This window comes from Micromonospora vinacea, assembly GCF_015751785.1.
Taxonomy (GTDB): domain Bacteria; phylum Actinomycetota; class Actinomycetes; order Mycobacteriales; family Micromonosporaceae; genus Micromonospora; species Micromonospora vinacea.
In genome coordinates this window covers 6923126-6938768 of record NZ_JADOTY010000001.1, presented here as the reverse complement: position 1 = coordinate 6938768, position 15643 = coordinate 6923126, and the positions used below count along the sequence as shown (strand labels likewise).

Below are 15643 nucleotides of genomic sequence, written 5' to 3'. Positions count from 1 at the left end.
CGACCGGTGACGAATCGATGGGGCATGACGGTGCCGCTGGGCGGGATCGCACTGGCGCAGCACGACGCGGCCTACGCGGCCCTCGACCGGGCCGGGTTCACCGACGTCTGGTCGTCCGAGGTCGCCGGAACCGACGCGTTCACCCCGTTGGCGCTCGCCGCGGCCTGGCAGCCCGGGCTGCGGCTGGGCACCGCGATCACACCGGTCTTCACCCGGGGGCCCGGGCTGTTGGCGATGAGCGCGGCGGCGCTGGCCGAGGCCGCGCCGGGCCGGTTCGCGCTGGGCATCGGCGCGTCCTCACCCGTGCTCGTAAGGGACTGGAACGCCGTGCCGTTCGACGAGCCGTTCCGCCGCACCCGGGACGTCCTGCGGTTCCTGCGCGCCGCGCTGGCCGGCGAGACCGTCGACGAGGCCTACGACACGTTCACCGTCCGCCGGTTCACGCTGGAGCGACCGCCGGCGGTGCCGCCACCGATCCTGCTCGCCGCGCTGCGCCCGGGGATGCTCCGGCTCGCCGGCGCGGAGGCCGACGGGGTCATCCTCAACTGGCTCAGCGCCGACGACGTACCGCGTGCCCTCGCCGAGTTGGGCGAGCGGCGCGCCGGCTTCGAGGTTGCCGCCCGGATCTTCGTCTGCCCCACCGAGGACGCCGCCTACGCGCGGGCGCTGGGCCGCCGGCTCATCACCAGCTACCTCACCGTCCCGGCGTACGCCGAATTCCACCGCTGGCTCGGCCGCGACGAGACGCTCGCGCCCATGTGGGCGGCCTGGGCCTCCGGTGACCGGCGCGGCGCCAGCGCGGCGGTGCCCGACGAGGTGGTCGACGCGCTGGTGCTGCACGGCTCACCGGAGCGCTGCCGCGCCGAGGTGCGCCGCTACGCCGACAACGGGGTGGACGTGCCGATCGTCGCACTGCTGCCCACCCCCGAGGTCACCGCCGGCGGCGCGAGCGAGCTACTCAGCCTCATCGCCCGGTTGGGCACCAACCCCGTAGGAGTTTCCGCGTGAACCTCACCGACCGGATCGTCGTGGTCACCGGCGGGGCCGGCGGCATCGGTGCGGCGCTGTCGCGCCGGTTCGCCGCCGAGGGCGCCGCCGCCGTGGTGGTCGCCGACCTGGACGCCGACGCGGCCGACGCGGTGGCCGACAGCATCGGCCCGGTCGCGCACGCCATCGCCCTCGACGTCACCGACGAGGAGCAGGTCCGCGACCTGGTCGCCGACACCGAGGAGCGGTACGGCCGGATCGACCTGTTCTGCGCCAACGCCGGGGTGACCACCGGTGGGGGGGTGGAGGTCGACGACGCCGGTTGGGACCGGGCGTGGCGGGTCAACGTGCTCGCGCACGTCTACTCCGCCCGCGCGGTGCTGCCCGGGATGCTCGCCCGCGGCGGCGGGCACCTGCTGCACACCTGCTCCGCGGCCGGTGTGCTGACCGCTGTGGGCGACGCCGCGTACACCGCGACGAAGCACGCCTCGGTGGGCTTCGCCGAGTGGCTGGCCATCACCTACCGGGACCGGGGCATCCGGGTCAGCGCGCTCTGCCCGCAGGGGGTGGACACCCCGATGCTCGCCGACGGGCTCGCCGAGGGGCACCTCGGCGCCCGGGTGGTCGCCGCGTCCGGTGCGGTGCTCACCCCGGACCAGGTCGCCGACGCGGCCATCGCCGGGCTGGCCGAGGAACGTTTCCTGATCCTGCCGCACCCCGAGGTCGCCGACTATGCGCGCCGCCGCGCCGAGGACCCGGACGGCTGGCAGGCCGGCATGCGCAAACTCATCCGCCGGCTGACCGCCTGACCCGCTACCGCGCCGGAACGCGTCCGGTGGCCAGGAGATGGGCGCTGGAACTGATCAGCGCCGGCTCGCTGCTGTAGAGCCCGGCGAGGTCCAACGCTGCGGCGAAGACGGTGTCGGACGCCGGCCCGTTCGCCGCCGCCTCCGCCGCCGTCCAGGCCGGGCCCTCGACCCCGTGTACGACGACATCGGTCAGCCCGGCGGCCGCGCACTCGTCGGTGATCTCCTCGACCCGGTGGAAGTAGGCGTGGGTGAAACCGATCCGCGGATCGTTGACGCCGTCGCTCAGCAGCGCCCTGGCCTCGTCGAGCAGCCTCCCGTCGAGTCGTCCGGTGGCCGCGAAGTCCAACGGGCCGGCGAAGCGGGAGATGACGGCGGCCACGACGAGACCGCCGGGGCGGGTGACCCGGACCGCCTCACGGAGGGCCTGAAGCCGGTCGTCACGGCGTACCAGGTGGTAGAGCGGGCCCAGCAGCAGCGCGGCGTCATACCCGTTGTCGGCGTCGGGAAGCGCACGGGCGTCGCCCACCTGCGCCTCGACCGGAGGGTGCCCGTCGCGGGCCTGCGCGACGTGGCTCGGCACCAGGTCCACGAGGCGGACCTGGTAGCCGGCGGCGACGAGGGCCCGCGCGTACTCGCCGGTGCCCCCACCGATGTCCAACACCCGGGCACTCGGTGCGGGCAGGAGATCCCGCAGGAGCTGCGTCGTGCGGATCCACTCCAGTCGCGCCTGCGGGCGGGCGGTGAGCCGTTGATCCTCGCGGTAGCGCTGCGTGTAGTAGTCGACGATGTCGCTCGAATGCTGATCCACGCTCTGATGGTCACCGGTGTGCGGTGCGCGGGCCAACGGATTTCACCCGTCGAGCGGGCCGGTCATGACTGCTGCCGTACGGCGGTCACCAGGGTCATCCGCCGGGGTGCGGGTGCCTGGCGCACGTCGCGGAAGCCCGCTTCGGTGAGCTGGTCGGCGACCCATTCCGGGTCGATGCGCAGCTTGCGGTAGGAACTGGCGGACAGGGCCCAGTCCCGTTGGCCGGTCCGTTGATGGAGCAGGTCGTGGACGGTGACGACGTCGGGCTCGTACTCCAGGAAGCAGGTCAGGATCGCGTCGTCGTCGGCGTGCACCGGGATGAACCGGCTCGTCCCGGTGAGGCTCGTGGTGAGGTCACGGAAGCTGAGCACGAGGCGGCCGCCCGGAGCCAGGGCGGCGGACAGGTCGACGAAGAGTTGGGTGACGGCCCGGCGGTCCGGCAGGTGGGTGAGCGTGTCTCCCATGCATACCGCCAGCTCGGCCGCGCCGGCAGGAAGGCTCGCCGCGACCTGGCTCAGGTCATCGTGGACGGCGCGGATCGCCGGATGGTCACTGGCGTGCAGTTCCAGTTCGGCGAGGAGCTTGGCGCTGCTGTCGACCGCCAGGATGTTCGGATATCCCATCCTGGCCAGTGCGACCGACTGGAAACCCGAGCCGCAGCCGAGGTCGACCGCGAGGCCGCTGCCGTTCGGTACCCCGACGCCGGCCCGACGCAGAGCATCGAGCTGCTCCTCGACGAGGGCCGGGTAGGGCGCGTCGAACATCCACGTGTAGTGGTCGGCGAGAAAGCCGTCATAGTGCGGGTTCATCAGCGCTCCACCCCTGCTTGGCAGTTGGCCTTTGAGTAGTTCACAGGCTCAGGGACGGGGCCATCCCCCAGCGCCGGGAGCGCACTCCCCTGTGCAGGGGAGGAGACGCCCGTCGGTGTTGCCGCCGTGCTCCTGCTCATCGGGGGGAGCGGCGGGCGCGGCGCAGGGGAGTGGGGTGCACGGACCAGATGAGGCGGCGCCACCAGGGGCGCGCGGAGCGCAGGGTGGCCACGTAGGCGGTGGCCACCTCGGCGGCGCGAGCCGCCTGGTCGGGCGTCGCGGCGCCGGGGGCGAAGCCCACCTGATTGAGCAGGGCCGCCAACTCGTCGACCGCCGGGCTGGACGCGTCTGCCGCCGCTGTGCCGCCGGTGGGCGCGACGGCCTCCGGGTCGGCGGTCGTGTCGTCGCCGGTCGTGCCCGCCCGGGCGTCGGCGAGGGTCTGGCGGGCGTGCCCGGCGACCTCGGTGGCGGCCAGGTCGTCCCCGACCGGTCTGCCGGCCAGCCGGAGCGCGTCGGTGACCTCCCGCCAGGCGCCGGCGATGCGCTGGCCGGGGTCGCCCCGCACGAGCCGGCTGCGGGTGAGGGAGCGGCGCATTGCCAGCAGGGTGAGCAGAAGTGCCCCCACCACCAGCAGCAGACCGCCGCTGCCGCCAGCGACCAGCACCGGGGTGGAAACCCCGTCCGGGCCGGGCGGGGCGTCGGCGGCGGCCACCGGCTCCGGTGAGGCGCTGGGCTCCGCTGTCGGTGCCGGGGCCTCCGACGGCGGCGGGTCCTCCGGCGTCGGGCGGAAATCCTCCTCCACCGGTCGCGGCTCGTCGTTCGGGCGGGGCAACGGGTCGAACGCCACCCAACCCAGCCCGTCGAAGAGCACCTCCGGCCAGGCGTACGCGTCACCGGCCAGCACCGGCCCCTGCCCGCTGGTCCGGAAGCCCACCACCACCCGCGTGGGCAGCCCGGAGAGCCGGCCGAGGACCGCGAACGCCGCCGCGAACTGCTCCGAGGTGCCCTCCTGGCCGCCGCCGTTGCGGGGCCCGAACAGGAAGAAACCCAGGTTCGGGTACGCGTGCCCGCTCGGCGCGTCCGCCACCACCCGGTAGTGCTCGGCCAGGAACTGCTCGATCGCCGACGCCCGCGCGTACGGGGCGCCATTCTCCTCGGCGAGTTGGGTGGCCAGCCGGCGCATCGGGTCGGGCACCCCGTCCGCGACCCGCAGCACCCGGGCCACCTCGTCACCGGCGGGCACGTTCGCGGTGGCCAACAGGTTGGAGTCCGGTCGTTCCTCGGCGGAGGTCACCGTGTACCGCAGCCCCGGCGTCAGCCCCTCCGGCCGGATCAGCGTCCCGCTCGCCGGGTCGTACGCCACCCGCGCCCCACTGACCTCCCGGGGCGTCGCCACGGCGGGCAGCAGCCGACCGCTCAACTCGGCCACGCTGATCTGCTGCCGGACCGTCTGCACAGTGCTGTCCTGGGCGGCAGTCGCGGCCGGCAGGATCCGCCCGGCGTTGCGGTACGTCGCGCCGACCCGCCAGGTCACCCCGTCGTAGTCGCTGAGCACCGCCAACCGGATCCGCACACTGCGCGCGGAGTCCGCCGCCGGGTCGGCCTCGGGCGGTGCGTCGGGGCGTTCCGTGCTCACGTCGAGGAGCTTCTGCTCCGGGTGCAGCGCCCAGCCGGAGATCCGGATCAACGGGTTCTCGTCGAGCGTCTGCACCTGCGGCGGCTCCACGTACCGGCGTGGGTCCACCGGCCGGCCGTCGACCTGCTCGGCGACGACCGGGCCGAGCAGCGCGACCAGCCCGACCACCACTGCCACCCCGAGCGCCGCGCTGGTGGCCAGCCGCAGCCGCACCGCCGCGCGTACCCGGGGGGTCAGGTCGGCGGTCGGATCGCCGCCACCCGGCGCCGTCCCGGTGGGGGTGGCCAGGCCGAGGGCCGCGACCGCGACGAACACCAGCGTCGACCCCACCGCCGGTTCGGCGTTCGGGCCGACCACGTAGAGGGCGGCGGCGTACAGCCCCGCCGCCGGTAGGTAACCCAGCAGCACCCGGCCGGTGCGCAGCGCCACCTCCGCGCCGGTGAGCCCGGCCAGCCAGGCGGCGACGACCGGCACCAGCACGGTGTCCGGTGTGGGTTCCACCGGGATCATCGCGGTGAGCAGCCGGGGGATGCCGTTGCGGGCGGCGTCCGCGGTGACCTCCAGCAGGCCGCCCGGCAACTCCGCGCGGGTCGCGGCGAGCCGCAGCGACCACAGTGTCCAGCCGGCCATCGCGGCGACCGACACCGGCGCCACCAGCCATGACGGCAACCGTCGGGCGGCCACGCTGACCAGCACCGAACCCGCCGCCGCGCCGATGACCAGCCAGGTCAGCAGGCCACCGGCGTACACCCGACCGAGGACCACCCCGGCGAGCGCCGTCAGCCCGATCAACGCCAGTGGCAGGACCGCCGCCCGCAGCACCCGCACGGCGACCGTCACCACCGGCGTACCCCGTCCCACTCGGCGGCGAACTGCGCGCCGTCAGCGGCGTCGACGACCACCAGACCGGCGGTGCCCGGCGGCGTCGGCTCGGCCGCGCCGAACACCCCCACCATCACCGACGGGTACGCCCCGCGCAGCGCCCCGACGTGCCCCAGCTCGTCCCGGCCACCCGGCCCGGTCAGGAAGATCAGCGTGTCGCCGAGCCGGTCCTGCCGCAGCCGGGTGGTTGCTGCCCGCACCGCGTCACCATCGTCGGACAGTTCGGCGGCGGCGAGCCGGTCCAGCGGCCCGAGCGCGCCGTCGGCCTCGCCGTCGGGTGTCGTGACCTGCGCCGGCTCCGCCGCGACCAACAGCAACAGCACCGGCAGGTCGGCGCGGTGCGCGGCGGTGACGATCGACGCCGCCGCCTCACAGGCCGACTCGAACGACTCCGCCACCCCGCCGACCCGCTGCGGGTGCGCGGCGACGCGATTGTCCAGCAGGACGACCAGGCGCGGCAGGCTGGTGTCCACGTTCTCCCGCACCATCAGCTCACCCACCCGGGCGCTGGTGCGCCAGTGCACCCGCCGCAGTTCGTCGCCGACCACGTACTCCCGCAGCGAGTCGAACGTGATCGACCCGTGCGGGACCCCGTCCACCCGGCCGTCGAGGCTGCGTCCCGAGCCTCGGGGCACCGCCGTCAGCGGGTGGATCCGGGGGTGCACCCAGACCGGCACCGCCGCACCGTACGGGCGGGCCAGCGCCACCAACCCCAGCGGGTCGCGTCGGGTCACCCGCAGCGGACCGACCGGCACCACCCCGCGACGGTCGGTCGGCACGTCGTAGCGGACCTCGGTGTCCCGCCCGGGTCGCAGGCGCAGCACCGGCACCGGCACGGCCCGCTCGCCGCACCGGTCCTCGGCAAGCAGGTTCGCCGACCGTAGCCGGCCGGTGTTGCGCACTGTCACCGTCATGCTGGCCGGCTCGCCGCGCGCCACCCGGTCCGGGTCCGCGTGGCGGGTCACCGTCAGTCGGGGCCGCCAGGCCGCGACCAGCGCGGCGTAGCCGACGGCCGCGCCGGCCGCCGCGCCGAGCAGCGTCAACTCGGGGTACGCGAACCGGAAACCCGCCCCCAGCAGCACCACGGCGGCGACGAGCAGCCCGACCCCACGGGCGGTGATCCCCATCGCGCTGCTGCCGGTCAGCCCTGCACCGGAGCGGGTTGCCCCGACGGCAGCGGCACCGGCACCGAGGCGACGGCCTGACGCAGCACCTCCGGGGCGGTCATCCCGCGCACCTGGGCGTCCGGGGTGAGCAGCAGCCGGTGCGCGAAGACCGCCTCTGCGAGCGCCTTCAGGTCCTCCGGCATGATCCAACCCCGCCCGTCGATCAACGCGTACGCGCACGCCGCGCGGGTCAACGCGATCACGCCCCGGGGGCTGACCCCGACGCGCACCTGCGGGTGGGTGCGGGTGGCCGCAGCCAGCCGGACCGCGTACGCGTAGAGCGGCTCGGCGATGTGCACCCGGCGGGCCATCCGGACCATCTCGCCGACGGTGGCGGTGTCGGTGACCGGGGCGAGCGCCTCGGGGGACCGCACTGTCGCGCCGCGCAGCACCTCGACCTCGACCGCCTCGTCCGGGTACCCGACGGAGAGCTTCACCAGGAACCGGTCCAACTGCGCCTCGGGCAGCCGGTAGGTGCCGTCCATCTCCACCGGGTTCTGGGTGGCCACCACCAGGAACGGCGACGGCACCGGGTGCCGGACCCCGTCCACTGTGACAGTGCGTTCCTCCATCACCTCCAGCAGCGCCGACTGGGTCTTCGGTGACGCCCGGTTGATCTCGTCGGCGATGACGATGTTGGCGAAGACCGGCCCCGGATGAAACTCGAAGTCCCGGGTCGCCTGGTTGAAGATCGTCACTCCGGACACGTCGGAGGGGAGCAGGTCGGGCGTGAACTGGATACGCCGCCACTCACCCTTCACCGTGGCGGCGATGGCGCGTGCCAGGGTCGTCTTACCGACCCCGGGCACGTCCTCCAGCAGCACGTGACCCTGGGCGAAGAGCGCGGTCAGCGCCAGGCGCACCACCTGCGGCTTGCCGAGCACCACCGCGTTGACGTTCTCGGCCAGCCGGGCGGCCAGGGCGGCGAAACCCTGCACCTCCGGCTGGGTGAGCGGCTCGTGGGTGTTCACGGTCGGTGGTGCTCCTCGCCTGGTGTCCTCAGCAGGTGGGCAGGACGTTGATGTTGTCGCCGCCCTCCAGGTTGAGCCAGGCCCAGGGGATGTAGTTCTTCCCCTTGTAGTTCACCTGCACCCACCAGGTGCTGCGCTTGTCGTTGTTGTAGATGTAGGCGTAGACCTCTTCGCCCGACTTCTTGCAGTACGCCTGCAAGCGTTCGCCGTTGGGCACCCAGCCGGCCTGCCGGTCGTTGTCCTGCCGGGTGACCTCGAAGATCTCGTTGCCGTTGCGCTCGCCGGGGATCTCCCGGGTGCAGTAGCTCGCCTCCGGGCCCGACGCGCCGTTGCGGCAGGTCGCGATCCCGTACAGCGACTGCGTCTTCTGGGCCCGCGTGGCGGTGCCCTTGCCGGCGGCGTTGCTCGCCGTGACCGTGAACGTGTAGCTGGTGCCCGGCGTCAGGCCCGTCATCGTGATGCTGGAACACGCCCCAGCCTTCGCCGGTTCGCCCGTCGTGGTCAGCGTGCAGGTGGCCTTGCCGCCACCGGCGTCCACTGTGAACGCCACCGTCGCCCCGGTGGCCGTCGACGATGAACTGGTCACCGTGACCCGTGGCTCGGCCACCGTACGGGCGGTGGCGGTGGCCTCCGCGCCCGGCCCCGCCTCGTTGACCGCCTTCACCTTCACCGTGACGTTCTGGCCGTTGCCCAACCCGGTGACTGTCGTGCGGGTGTCGGTCACCTCGCTGACCCGCCCACCGACGTCCACCAGGTACTTCGTCACCGGCCGCCCGTTGGCTTCGGCCGGCGCCCACTGCACCGTCACCGCACCCGGCTGGTTGGCGACAGTGCCGGCGCGCAGGTCGAGCGGTCGACCGGGCGCCGCGAAGGGCACCACGGTGTTGCTGACCGGAGACGACGCCGACCCGGCGCCCTTGCTGTTGACCGCCACCACCGTGAACGCGTACTGGGTGCCGAACTCCAGCTCACCGGCGGGCACCACCAGCTCCGTTTTGGTCGACTCGCCGGCCGGCGCGTTCGCACCCGCCGAACTGGCCGTCACCGCGTACCTCGCGATGGTGTTGCCCTGCCCGTTCGCCGCCGGCCACTTCACCAGCACCGTGCCGTCGGGGCGTTCCTGCGCGGTGACGCTCGCCGGCGGGTCGGGCACCGCGGCGGTCGGCGTCACCGGGTTGCTGGTGCGCGACGGGCCGTCGCCCTTGGCGTTGACGGCGTGCACAGCGAACCGGTACGTCTCGCCGTTGGTCAGGCCCTTGACCTCCACCGCACGCTGGTTGGCGCCCACCTGCACACGCTGGCCGGCGCCCTCCACCACGTACTTGATGATCTCGGCGCCGTTGGCGGCGGCCGGCCGCCAACTCACCCGCGCCTGGGCGTTGCCGGCGGAGGCGGTGACGCTGCGCGGCGCGCTCGGCTTGCCCACCCGCGGCTTCTTCGGCGGAGGCGGCGGCGGGGGAACCGGCGGCGGGTCGCCGCCGAGCACGTCGTTGGCGTACTTGTTGACCTCGCGCACCTGGTGCTTGTCGTCCACCACCCGGGCGGTCGCCGAGTCGGGGGAGTTGATGAACAGGTGATTCTCCCGGACCTCCAGCTCCAGCGGCCCGTTGGCCCGCCCACGGATGGTCTCGACCAGCTGACCCGCCGCGTCGAAGGAGTAGATGGTGCCGGTGGCCTCGTCGGCGCAGTAGAACCGGTTCGCCCAGGCCACCGCCGGGCTGAGCCGATCCCCCTCACCCGGCACGGTGAACCCGCTCTCCTGCCCACCGTCACCCACCAGCAGCACCCGCCGCTCCGCGGTCACAGTGACCGGCACCCGCGCGCCGCTGGTACGCGCGGGCAGCGCCGCCGGACCGGACAGCGTCAGCGGCGTCGGGTGAACCTCACCGTGCTGCACCCGCACCAGCTTCCCGGCCGTCCGATCGAGCACCGCCACCCCGTCGTCCAGGGTGGAGACGACAAGCTCGTGGCTGGCGTCGGCGACGTCGTACGACTCGACCCGCTGCGGGCTGAGCCCGGCGCCCGCGGGCGCGGCCGACGCCGGCGCGGACGGCAGTGTGGCAGCGGTGATCGCCGAGACGGTGCCCTCGCTGGGCACCGCTATCCAGAGTCGACCCTTACCGTCGAAGGTGCCGCCGGTGATGCCGGGCGGGTAGCGCACCGGCTCGCCGACCGGCGTCAACGATCGCGGGTCGAGCTGCCGGACGATGCCCTGCACGGCGTCGACGACGAACGCCGCGTCCTCGTGCAGGGCCACACTGACGCCCAGGCCGGGGGTGGTCCGGGTGGTCGCGCTGAGTTGGAGGGTGGCCAGATCCAGGGAGCTGACCTGCCCCGTCTGCAGGTCCCGTAGGAGCAGCAGCCGATCGGTCTGGGTGATCTGCATCGGATGCTGCCGGGCGCCGGGGATCTCGGTGCGGGTGTCCACCCGGGCGGTGACCCCGTTGACCCGGGCCAGTTCGCTGCGCGCCGTGCTCCACAGCCAGGAACTCGCGTCGTAGTTGGCCACCGCGTTGTCCGCCGCGCCCAACCCGAGGACGGTCAGCCCCATGGCGGCCAGCAGCGCGGACACCGTGCCGACGGTCACCAGCCCGCCGCGCAGCCGGGACCGGGAGCGGGGGGCCTCGGCCTGTACGGCGTCGTCGATGCTGGCCACAGCCGGCTGCCTCCCCTGAGTCGTGGCAGGTGGCGCGCCTCGCGGCGACCCCTCCCCTGAGCCGGGTGCCATCATATGGCGCTGGTCGTGGCGGGGGAACCCGCACCGTCACCCCTGTGGATACCGAGCGTGTGCGTTGTGGACGTCCAGCTCAGACCCATGTCGGCGCGGTTTTCGCTCGACTCAGCGCGGCGACGGTCGACCCGACGGCTCCCCGCTCGACGTGGCATTGCGTTCCCGGGCGGTGCAAACCTGCCCGGAAGTCGCAAAGCTGTCAGTGGAGTAGACCGCCAACACGGTGAAACAGTGATCCACTCGGGAGTTCAACCCGTTGACCGTGTAGCTGGTCCGGCCCGGGTCCACGGTGGCGATCACGCCCAACGCCTGCCCGGCCCGGCCGGCCGCGACCATGAACGGCACCGCACCGCCGGTCGGGTCCGTCCAGGTCAACGTGATCGTTGTCGAATCGTCCCGCAACGTCAGGTCGCCCGGCGCCGGCCCGGTCGCCGTCGGTGCCGGCGCCACGGCCGTCGGCGTGGTCCCGGCCGGCGGCGGGTCGTCGCGGGTCAGCACCACCGCGCCCAGACCCGCCACCGCCACGACGGCCACCCCGGCCGCCACGACCGCGCCGATCACCGCCGCCCGGTTGCGGCCCGTCGACCCACCATCATCGGCGTACGCCGGCCGGTACGGCTCCGGCGCCGGGTGGTACTGCTGACCCGGGTACGGCGGCTGGTGCTGGCCCTGGGCGTACGGCGTCTGGGATGGCTGCTGGTGGTACTGCTGGACCGGTGGCGGCGCGGCCGGCGGCGCCAGTGCCGGGTCAGCGCCGGCGCCCGGTGACCAGGCCGGCTGTCCGACGAAGCTCGGCTGCCCGGCGACGCCGCCTGCCTGAGCGATGCTCGGGTTCTCCGCGGCGGCGGTGACGTTCGCCGGCGAGGGGGTGGGGTTCGCGTGGGCGGCCGTCGAGGCGGGCTGGGTGGCAGCTCGCCTGCCCGGACTGGCCTCGACCCCAGCCGGGCCGTCATGCGCCGGAACGGACGGCAACACCACGGTCTGGTCGGAGAGCGCGCTACGGGCCTGGTGAGTGGGCCCCACCGGGGCGTCGAGGATGCCCAGCCCGGAGTTACCGTCCGCACCGGTGCCGCCCGTGTCCATCATGGTCTGCCCGGCGGACGTGCTCTTCCCGGCCGTCGTGGCCTGCCCGACGGTGCCGGCCTGCGCAGCCGCCGTGGTCTGCGGTGTCGTGGCGTGGGTGGGGGAGTCGGCAGCTGGATTTGGCAGAGGCTGTGATGGGGCGCTGCTGCTCCAGGGCGGTGCGGTCAACCCCCACGGCGGCACGGGTGGTGCGCTCACCGGAGGCGCGGAGACGGGTGGCCCGTAGGGCGGCCCGGAGACAGGCGCCCCGAAACCAGGCGGCGCGGACACCGGGTAGGCGTGCCCGGGTGGTGCGAAGACAGGTGGGCCATAGCCAGGCGGCGCGGACACCGGGTAGGCGTGCCCGGGTGGTGCGGAGACGGGTAGGCCGTAGCCGGGTGGCGCCGAGACGGGCTGGCCGTGGGTGGGCGGTCCGGAGACGGGTGGGCCGTAGCCGGGCGGTGCAGAGACCGGGTACGGCTGCGCCGGTGGGCCGGAGACCGGGTACGGCTGGCTGGGTGGAGCGGAGATCGGATGCGGGGTGACCGGCGGTGCGCTGATGGGCTGGGCCGGTGGCCCGCCCACCGCAGACGCCGGCCCAGGGTGGTCAACGCTCGCAGAGGGCCTGCCCGACGATGTCGCCTCGGGGCGGGACACATTGTGCGATCCGCTCGGCGCTGTTGGTCGGGCGGCGGCTCGGGCGGCCTCCTCGGCGAGTAGGGGCTCGATCTGCCGTACCCGGATCGTGGGGTTGTCCCAGCGAGGTGCCGGGACCGCCGTTGTCGCCGGAGAGGAGGTCGACGCCGAGGGTGGCACGTCGACCACCGGTGGGGTCGACTGGTCACCCACCCGCTGACGGGGTGCCACGGCTGGCCCGGACGGCTGAGGGTGCGGTGACCGCTGCCCGGCCTGCGTTGTCGGCGGGTTGTCAGCCCTCGGCCGGGGCGCTTGCGCGTCGGGGCGTTGCCGGGGCAGCGTCACGTGCCCGGGCGGTTGTTGGTCGACGCCCGCCGGTCCGGGTAGCTGCTCGTTGGCGCGTTGACGGGGTGGCATCGCGCGGTCGGGCGGGTGCTGGTCGGCGTGCTGAAGCGGCGGTTGCGCATTCGTGGGGGGTTGCCCGCTGACGCGTGAGCCGAGCGACATCGCATTCGCCGACGGTGGCGCGTCGGCGCGCGGGCGCGGCGGCATCGCGGGCGTAGGTGCGGCCGTCGACGGGCCGGGCTGCGCTGGCGCGTTCGAGGAGGCTGCCGGCTGAACGGGCGTCGCCCGAGAGGCGGGAACAGGTGCCGCAGTGGCGTTACTGGGCGGCGTGGGGGTGGCTGGTGCGCGTACCTCTGGAGGGGTTGGTGGGGGCGTGGCCGGCGGTTGCGGCGGCGCCCACTGTGAGACGGCGGGCTGTGGGCCACCGGCGGATGGTGGGCCACCGGCGGAGGGCCGCATCGCGGCGAGGGTCGCAAGCGACAGCGTCGGGCCGGAGAGCGCCGACCGGGCATCCGGCTCGGTCATCGGGGCGGCCGGGGCTGGACCGGGCGTCGGCGCGGGGTGCTGCTCGTCCGGCGTCGACGCGGGCGGGCCCAGGTAGGCGCGGGCGGCGCGTACGACCGGGTGGTTCTCCCCGAGCGCGGCGGGCCCGGCGGTGGCGACGCGGGTGTAGTTGCGGCGGGCCTCGTGCCGGTTGCCGAGCTCCTCCGCTACCTCCGCAAGTTCGAAGGCGAGCGCGAGCATCAGCGGGTCGGAATGCTCCCAGCGTCGCTCGCCCGCCGCGAACGCCTCCTCCAATACCCGGCGGGCGGCGAGCGGGTCGTCTGCCTCCCGGTGTAGCCGTGCCAGCAGATGTGCGGTGTGCAGCACCTCGGGATGGTCGTCACCGTACGGCGGGGGTGCGGATTCGGCGGCCTCCGCGAGCAGTTGCCGGGCGGCGCTGAGGTCGCCCGCGGCGCGCAGGGCGAGGGCTCGGTGCTGGGCGGCTGCCAAGGGGGAGGGATGGGACACGTGGCAATGCTGCCGTCACAGGGCTGCCGGACGCTACCCGGACACGCCCCGATGGTGTGTCGGTGCGGCCGTTCGAGGCGGCCTGAGCAGCGGCGGAAGCGCCGGCGGAGAGGCGCCGGAAGGCGATGTGCATGATCCACGAGTGGCGTGTACAGTAACTCCCCGTGCGGCCCGCCGCGCCGACCACCAGATGGAAAGATCATCTGGCCGGCGAGGTAGGCTGAACGTGTAGGTCCGGGTGGCGGAATGGCAGACGCGCTAGCTTGAGGTGCTAGTACCCGTATAGGGTGTGGGGGTTCAAGTCCCCCCTCGGACACAAATGTTTTGCCCACGGTGTGCGCTGAGATCGATTGCAGCGCGCACCGTTTGCGTTTCGGTCTGGTAGGTGAGTCGGAGTCCGAGTTGCCGGTAGACCTCGGCTTTGTCGTCGGGGTCGGCGTCGCGCAGCACGGCGGTGATGTCGCCGAGCGCTCGGACGAGGTCGGCGATCTGGGAGTGGCTCATCCGGCGTGGCTCTGTCTGCTGGGTCGATTGAAGATCGGCTTCGACTCGTGTCCGTTCGGCCTGGGTTTGGGTGATCCAATCGGTGACTAGTGCGGGGTCTGCGCCAGCGTCGAGGGCGGCCCGGTACTGGGCGAGCTTTGCGTCACAGGCCGCGATCGTGGCCTGTGCTGCGGCCGTCTGTGGCGTTGTGTCCGTTGGTTGGGCGTCGCACATGGCGGTGATCGTTTGGTCGAGGTGGTCCGGGGTGAACGCGGATGCCAGCCACTCGTCGAGCGGGTCGGTGAGGGCGTCCTCGCGCAGGTAGACGTTGCGGGGGTGTTCGACCTCGTTGGCCAGGGCGTATTCCTGGGGGAAGCGGCAGCGGTAGTAGGCGGCGCCGTGGTTGTACTGGCCTTGCATGCGTCGCTGACAGACGGCGCAGTAGATCATCCCCCGGAAGACGTAGGGGTTGCGGGCGCGGCGTTGGCGCTCCTGACGGTCGACGGCTCGCGCGCGACGTGTGAGTAGGGCTTGCGCTTGCTCGAAGGCCTCGTCGTCGATCAGGGGTGGGTGGGTGATCTCCTTCGAGACCACCCATTTGTCACGGGCGTTCCAACGCATGACGCCGGTGTGACCCAGGGCGACGTCGTCGACGTCGAGGAGGACTTCGTCGGTGCGTTGTTTGTTCCACACCTGCCGGCCGGTGTAGCGGGGTTGGTGAGGATGACGCGGATGGCGCTTTTGGACCAGGCGATGCCGCTGCGGTGTCTGTTGCGGGCCCGGTCGTGTGCCGAGGGGCAGGGCACGTGGTCGGATTATCGCCGAGCAGCCGCGCACTCTCCAGGCACAGGTCTTCGCCGAACAGTTGGTTGCCGTGGGTCGGTGCCCCACGCGTCGTCGGCGCAGGCAGCGATGGCCCGCCACGTATAGCCTTCAGCCCGCCATTGCCTCACTTGGCGCGCGATGTCCGTGGTCAGGGTCAGCCCCCACGCCTCCAGCACGTGGCCAATCTACGCTGAGCGTCCTGACGTAGCCGCCGGTGCGTCCGGATCTGCCGCTGAACATGCGCGAGCCCTGCCAGCTATAGATGGGGTGGCCTTGTCCTGCCGTCCGCGCCGGGCATAAAACACCACGTCATCACCGACGGGGTGGCATTCCCGTCGCCGCGTCCCTGACGGCGGCAACCGTCACGACGTCACCCAACTACTGCCCCTGGTCGACAAGATCCCGCCGATCAAGGGCATCCGCGGCCGATCCAGACAGCGACCGATACGCATCTACGCCGACCCTGGCTAACGGTTGACTGC

General features: G+C 73.3%; 10 protein-coding genes, 1 tRNA gene and 1 pseudogene. 4 read left to right on the top strand and 8 right to left on the bottom strand.

Going from position 1 to position 15643, the window contains the following annotated elements; all coding sequences use genetic code 11:
- Positions 1-24 precede the first annotated feature (24 nt).
- Together IW249_RS32340 and IW249_RS32335 are read left to right on the top strand one after the other, a co-directional pair.
- Positions 25-1008, top strand: coding sequence for an LLM class F420-dependent oxidoreductase (locus IW249_RS32340; protein ID WP_196925057.1), 984 nt, complete (start codon positions 25-27; stop codon positions 1006-1008).
- Complete coding sequence (locus IW249_RS32335; protein ID WP_196924254.1) at positions 1005-1796, top strand: SDR family oxidoreductase; 792 nt, start codon at positions 1005-1007, stop codon at positions 1794-1796. Before IW249_RS32340 ends, IW249_RS32335 begins: the two co-directional genes overlap by 4 nt.
- Before the next feature lie 4 nt (positions 1797-1800).
- Here the strand turns inward: IW249_RS32335 and IW249_RS32330 are convergent, their stop codons facing one another.
- From IW249_RS32330 to IW249_RS34650, 7 genes are all read right to left on the bottom strand, one after another.
- The gene (locus IW249_RS32330) at positions 1801-2604 is read right to left on the bottom strand and encodes a class I SAM-dependent methyltransferase (protein ID WP_196924253.1); all 804 of its coding nucleotides are present in this window, start codon (positions 2602-2604) and stop codon (positions 1801-1803) included.
- A 62-nt stretch (positions 2605-2666) separates the two neighbouring features.
- On the bottom strand, positions 2667-3413 hold the full coding sequence (locus tag IW249_RS32325) for a class I SAM-dependent methyltransferase (protein WP_196924252.1): 747 nt from the start codon (positions 3411-3413) through the stop codon (positions 2667-2669).
- Between the two features lie 136 nt (positions 3414-3549).
- A complete protein-coding gene (locus IW249_RS32320; protein ID WP_307788780.1) occupies positions 3550-5892 on the bottom strand; it encodes a transglutaminase TgpA family protein in 2343 nt (780 codons plus the stop codon).
- The gene (locus IW249_RS32315) at positions 5886-7058 is read right to left on the bottom strand and encodes a DUF58 domain-containing protein (protein WP_196924250.1); all 1173 of its coding nucleotides are present in this window, start codon (positions 7056-7058) and stop codon (positions 5886-5888) included. The genes IW249_RS32320 and IW249_RS32315 overlap by 7 nt, the downstream gene beginning before the upstream one ends.
- 14 nt (positions 7059-7072) lie before the next feature.
- Positions 7073-8068, bottom strand: a complete 996-nt coding sequence (locus tag IW249_RS32310; RefSeq protein WP_196924249.1) for an AAA family ATPase — start codon at positions 8066-8068, stop codon at positions 7073-7075.
- Positions 8069-8096: 28 nt separating this feature from the next.
- Positions 8097-10724 carry a fibronectin type III domain-containing protein gene (locus tag IW249_RS32305; protein WP_307788779.1) on the bottom strand — a complete coding sequence of 876 codons (2628 nt, stop codon included), beginning with the start codon at positions 10722-10724 and terminating at the stop codon, positions 8097-8099.
- Positions 10725-10907: 183 nt separating this feature from the next.
- On the bottom strand, positions 10908-13853 hold the full coding sequence (locus IW249_RS34650) for a tetratricopeptide repeat protein (protein ID WP_307788778.1): 2946 nt from the start codon (positions 13851-13853) through the stop codon (positions 10908-10910).
- A 232-nt stretch (positions 13854-14085) separates the two neighbouring features.
- Here IW249_RS34650 and IW249_RS32295 point away from each other — a divergent pair.
- Positions 14086-14169: transfer RNA gene (locus tag IW249_RS32295), tRNA-Leu, on the top strand.
- Here the strand turns inward: IW249_RS32295 and IW249_RS32290 are convergent.
- Positions 14151-15173 carry a recombinase zinc beta ribbon domain-containing protein gene (locus tag IW249_RS32290; RefSeq protein ID WP_307788777.1) on the bottom strand — a complete coding sequence of 341 codons (1023 nt, stop codon included), beginning with the start codon at positions 15171-15173 and terminating at the stop codon, positions 14151-14153. The two genes, IW249_RS32295 and IW249_RS32290, sit on opposite strands and share 19 nt — an antisense overlap.
- Before the next feature lie 278 nt (positions 15174-15451).
- Here IW249_RS32290 and IW249_RS32285 point away from each other — a divergent pair.
- Positions 15452-15629: pseudogene (locus tag IW249_RS32285) on the top strand (transposase); the annotation flags it as partial.
- Positions 15630-15643 lie beyond the last annotated feature (14 nt).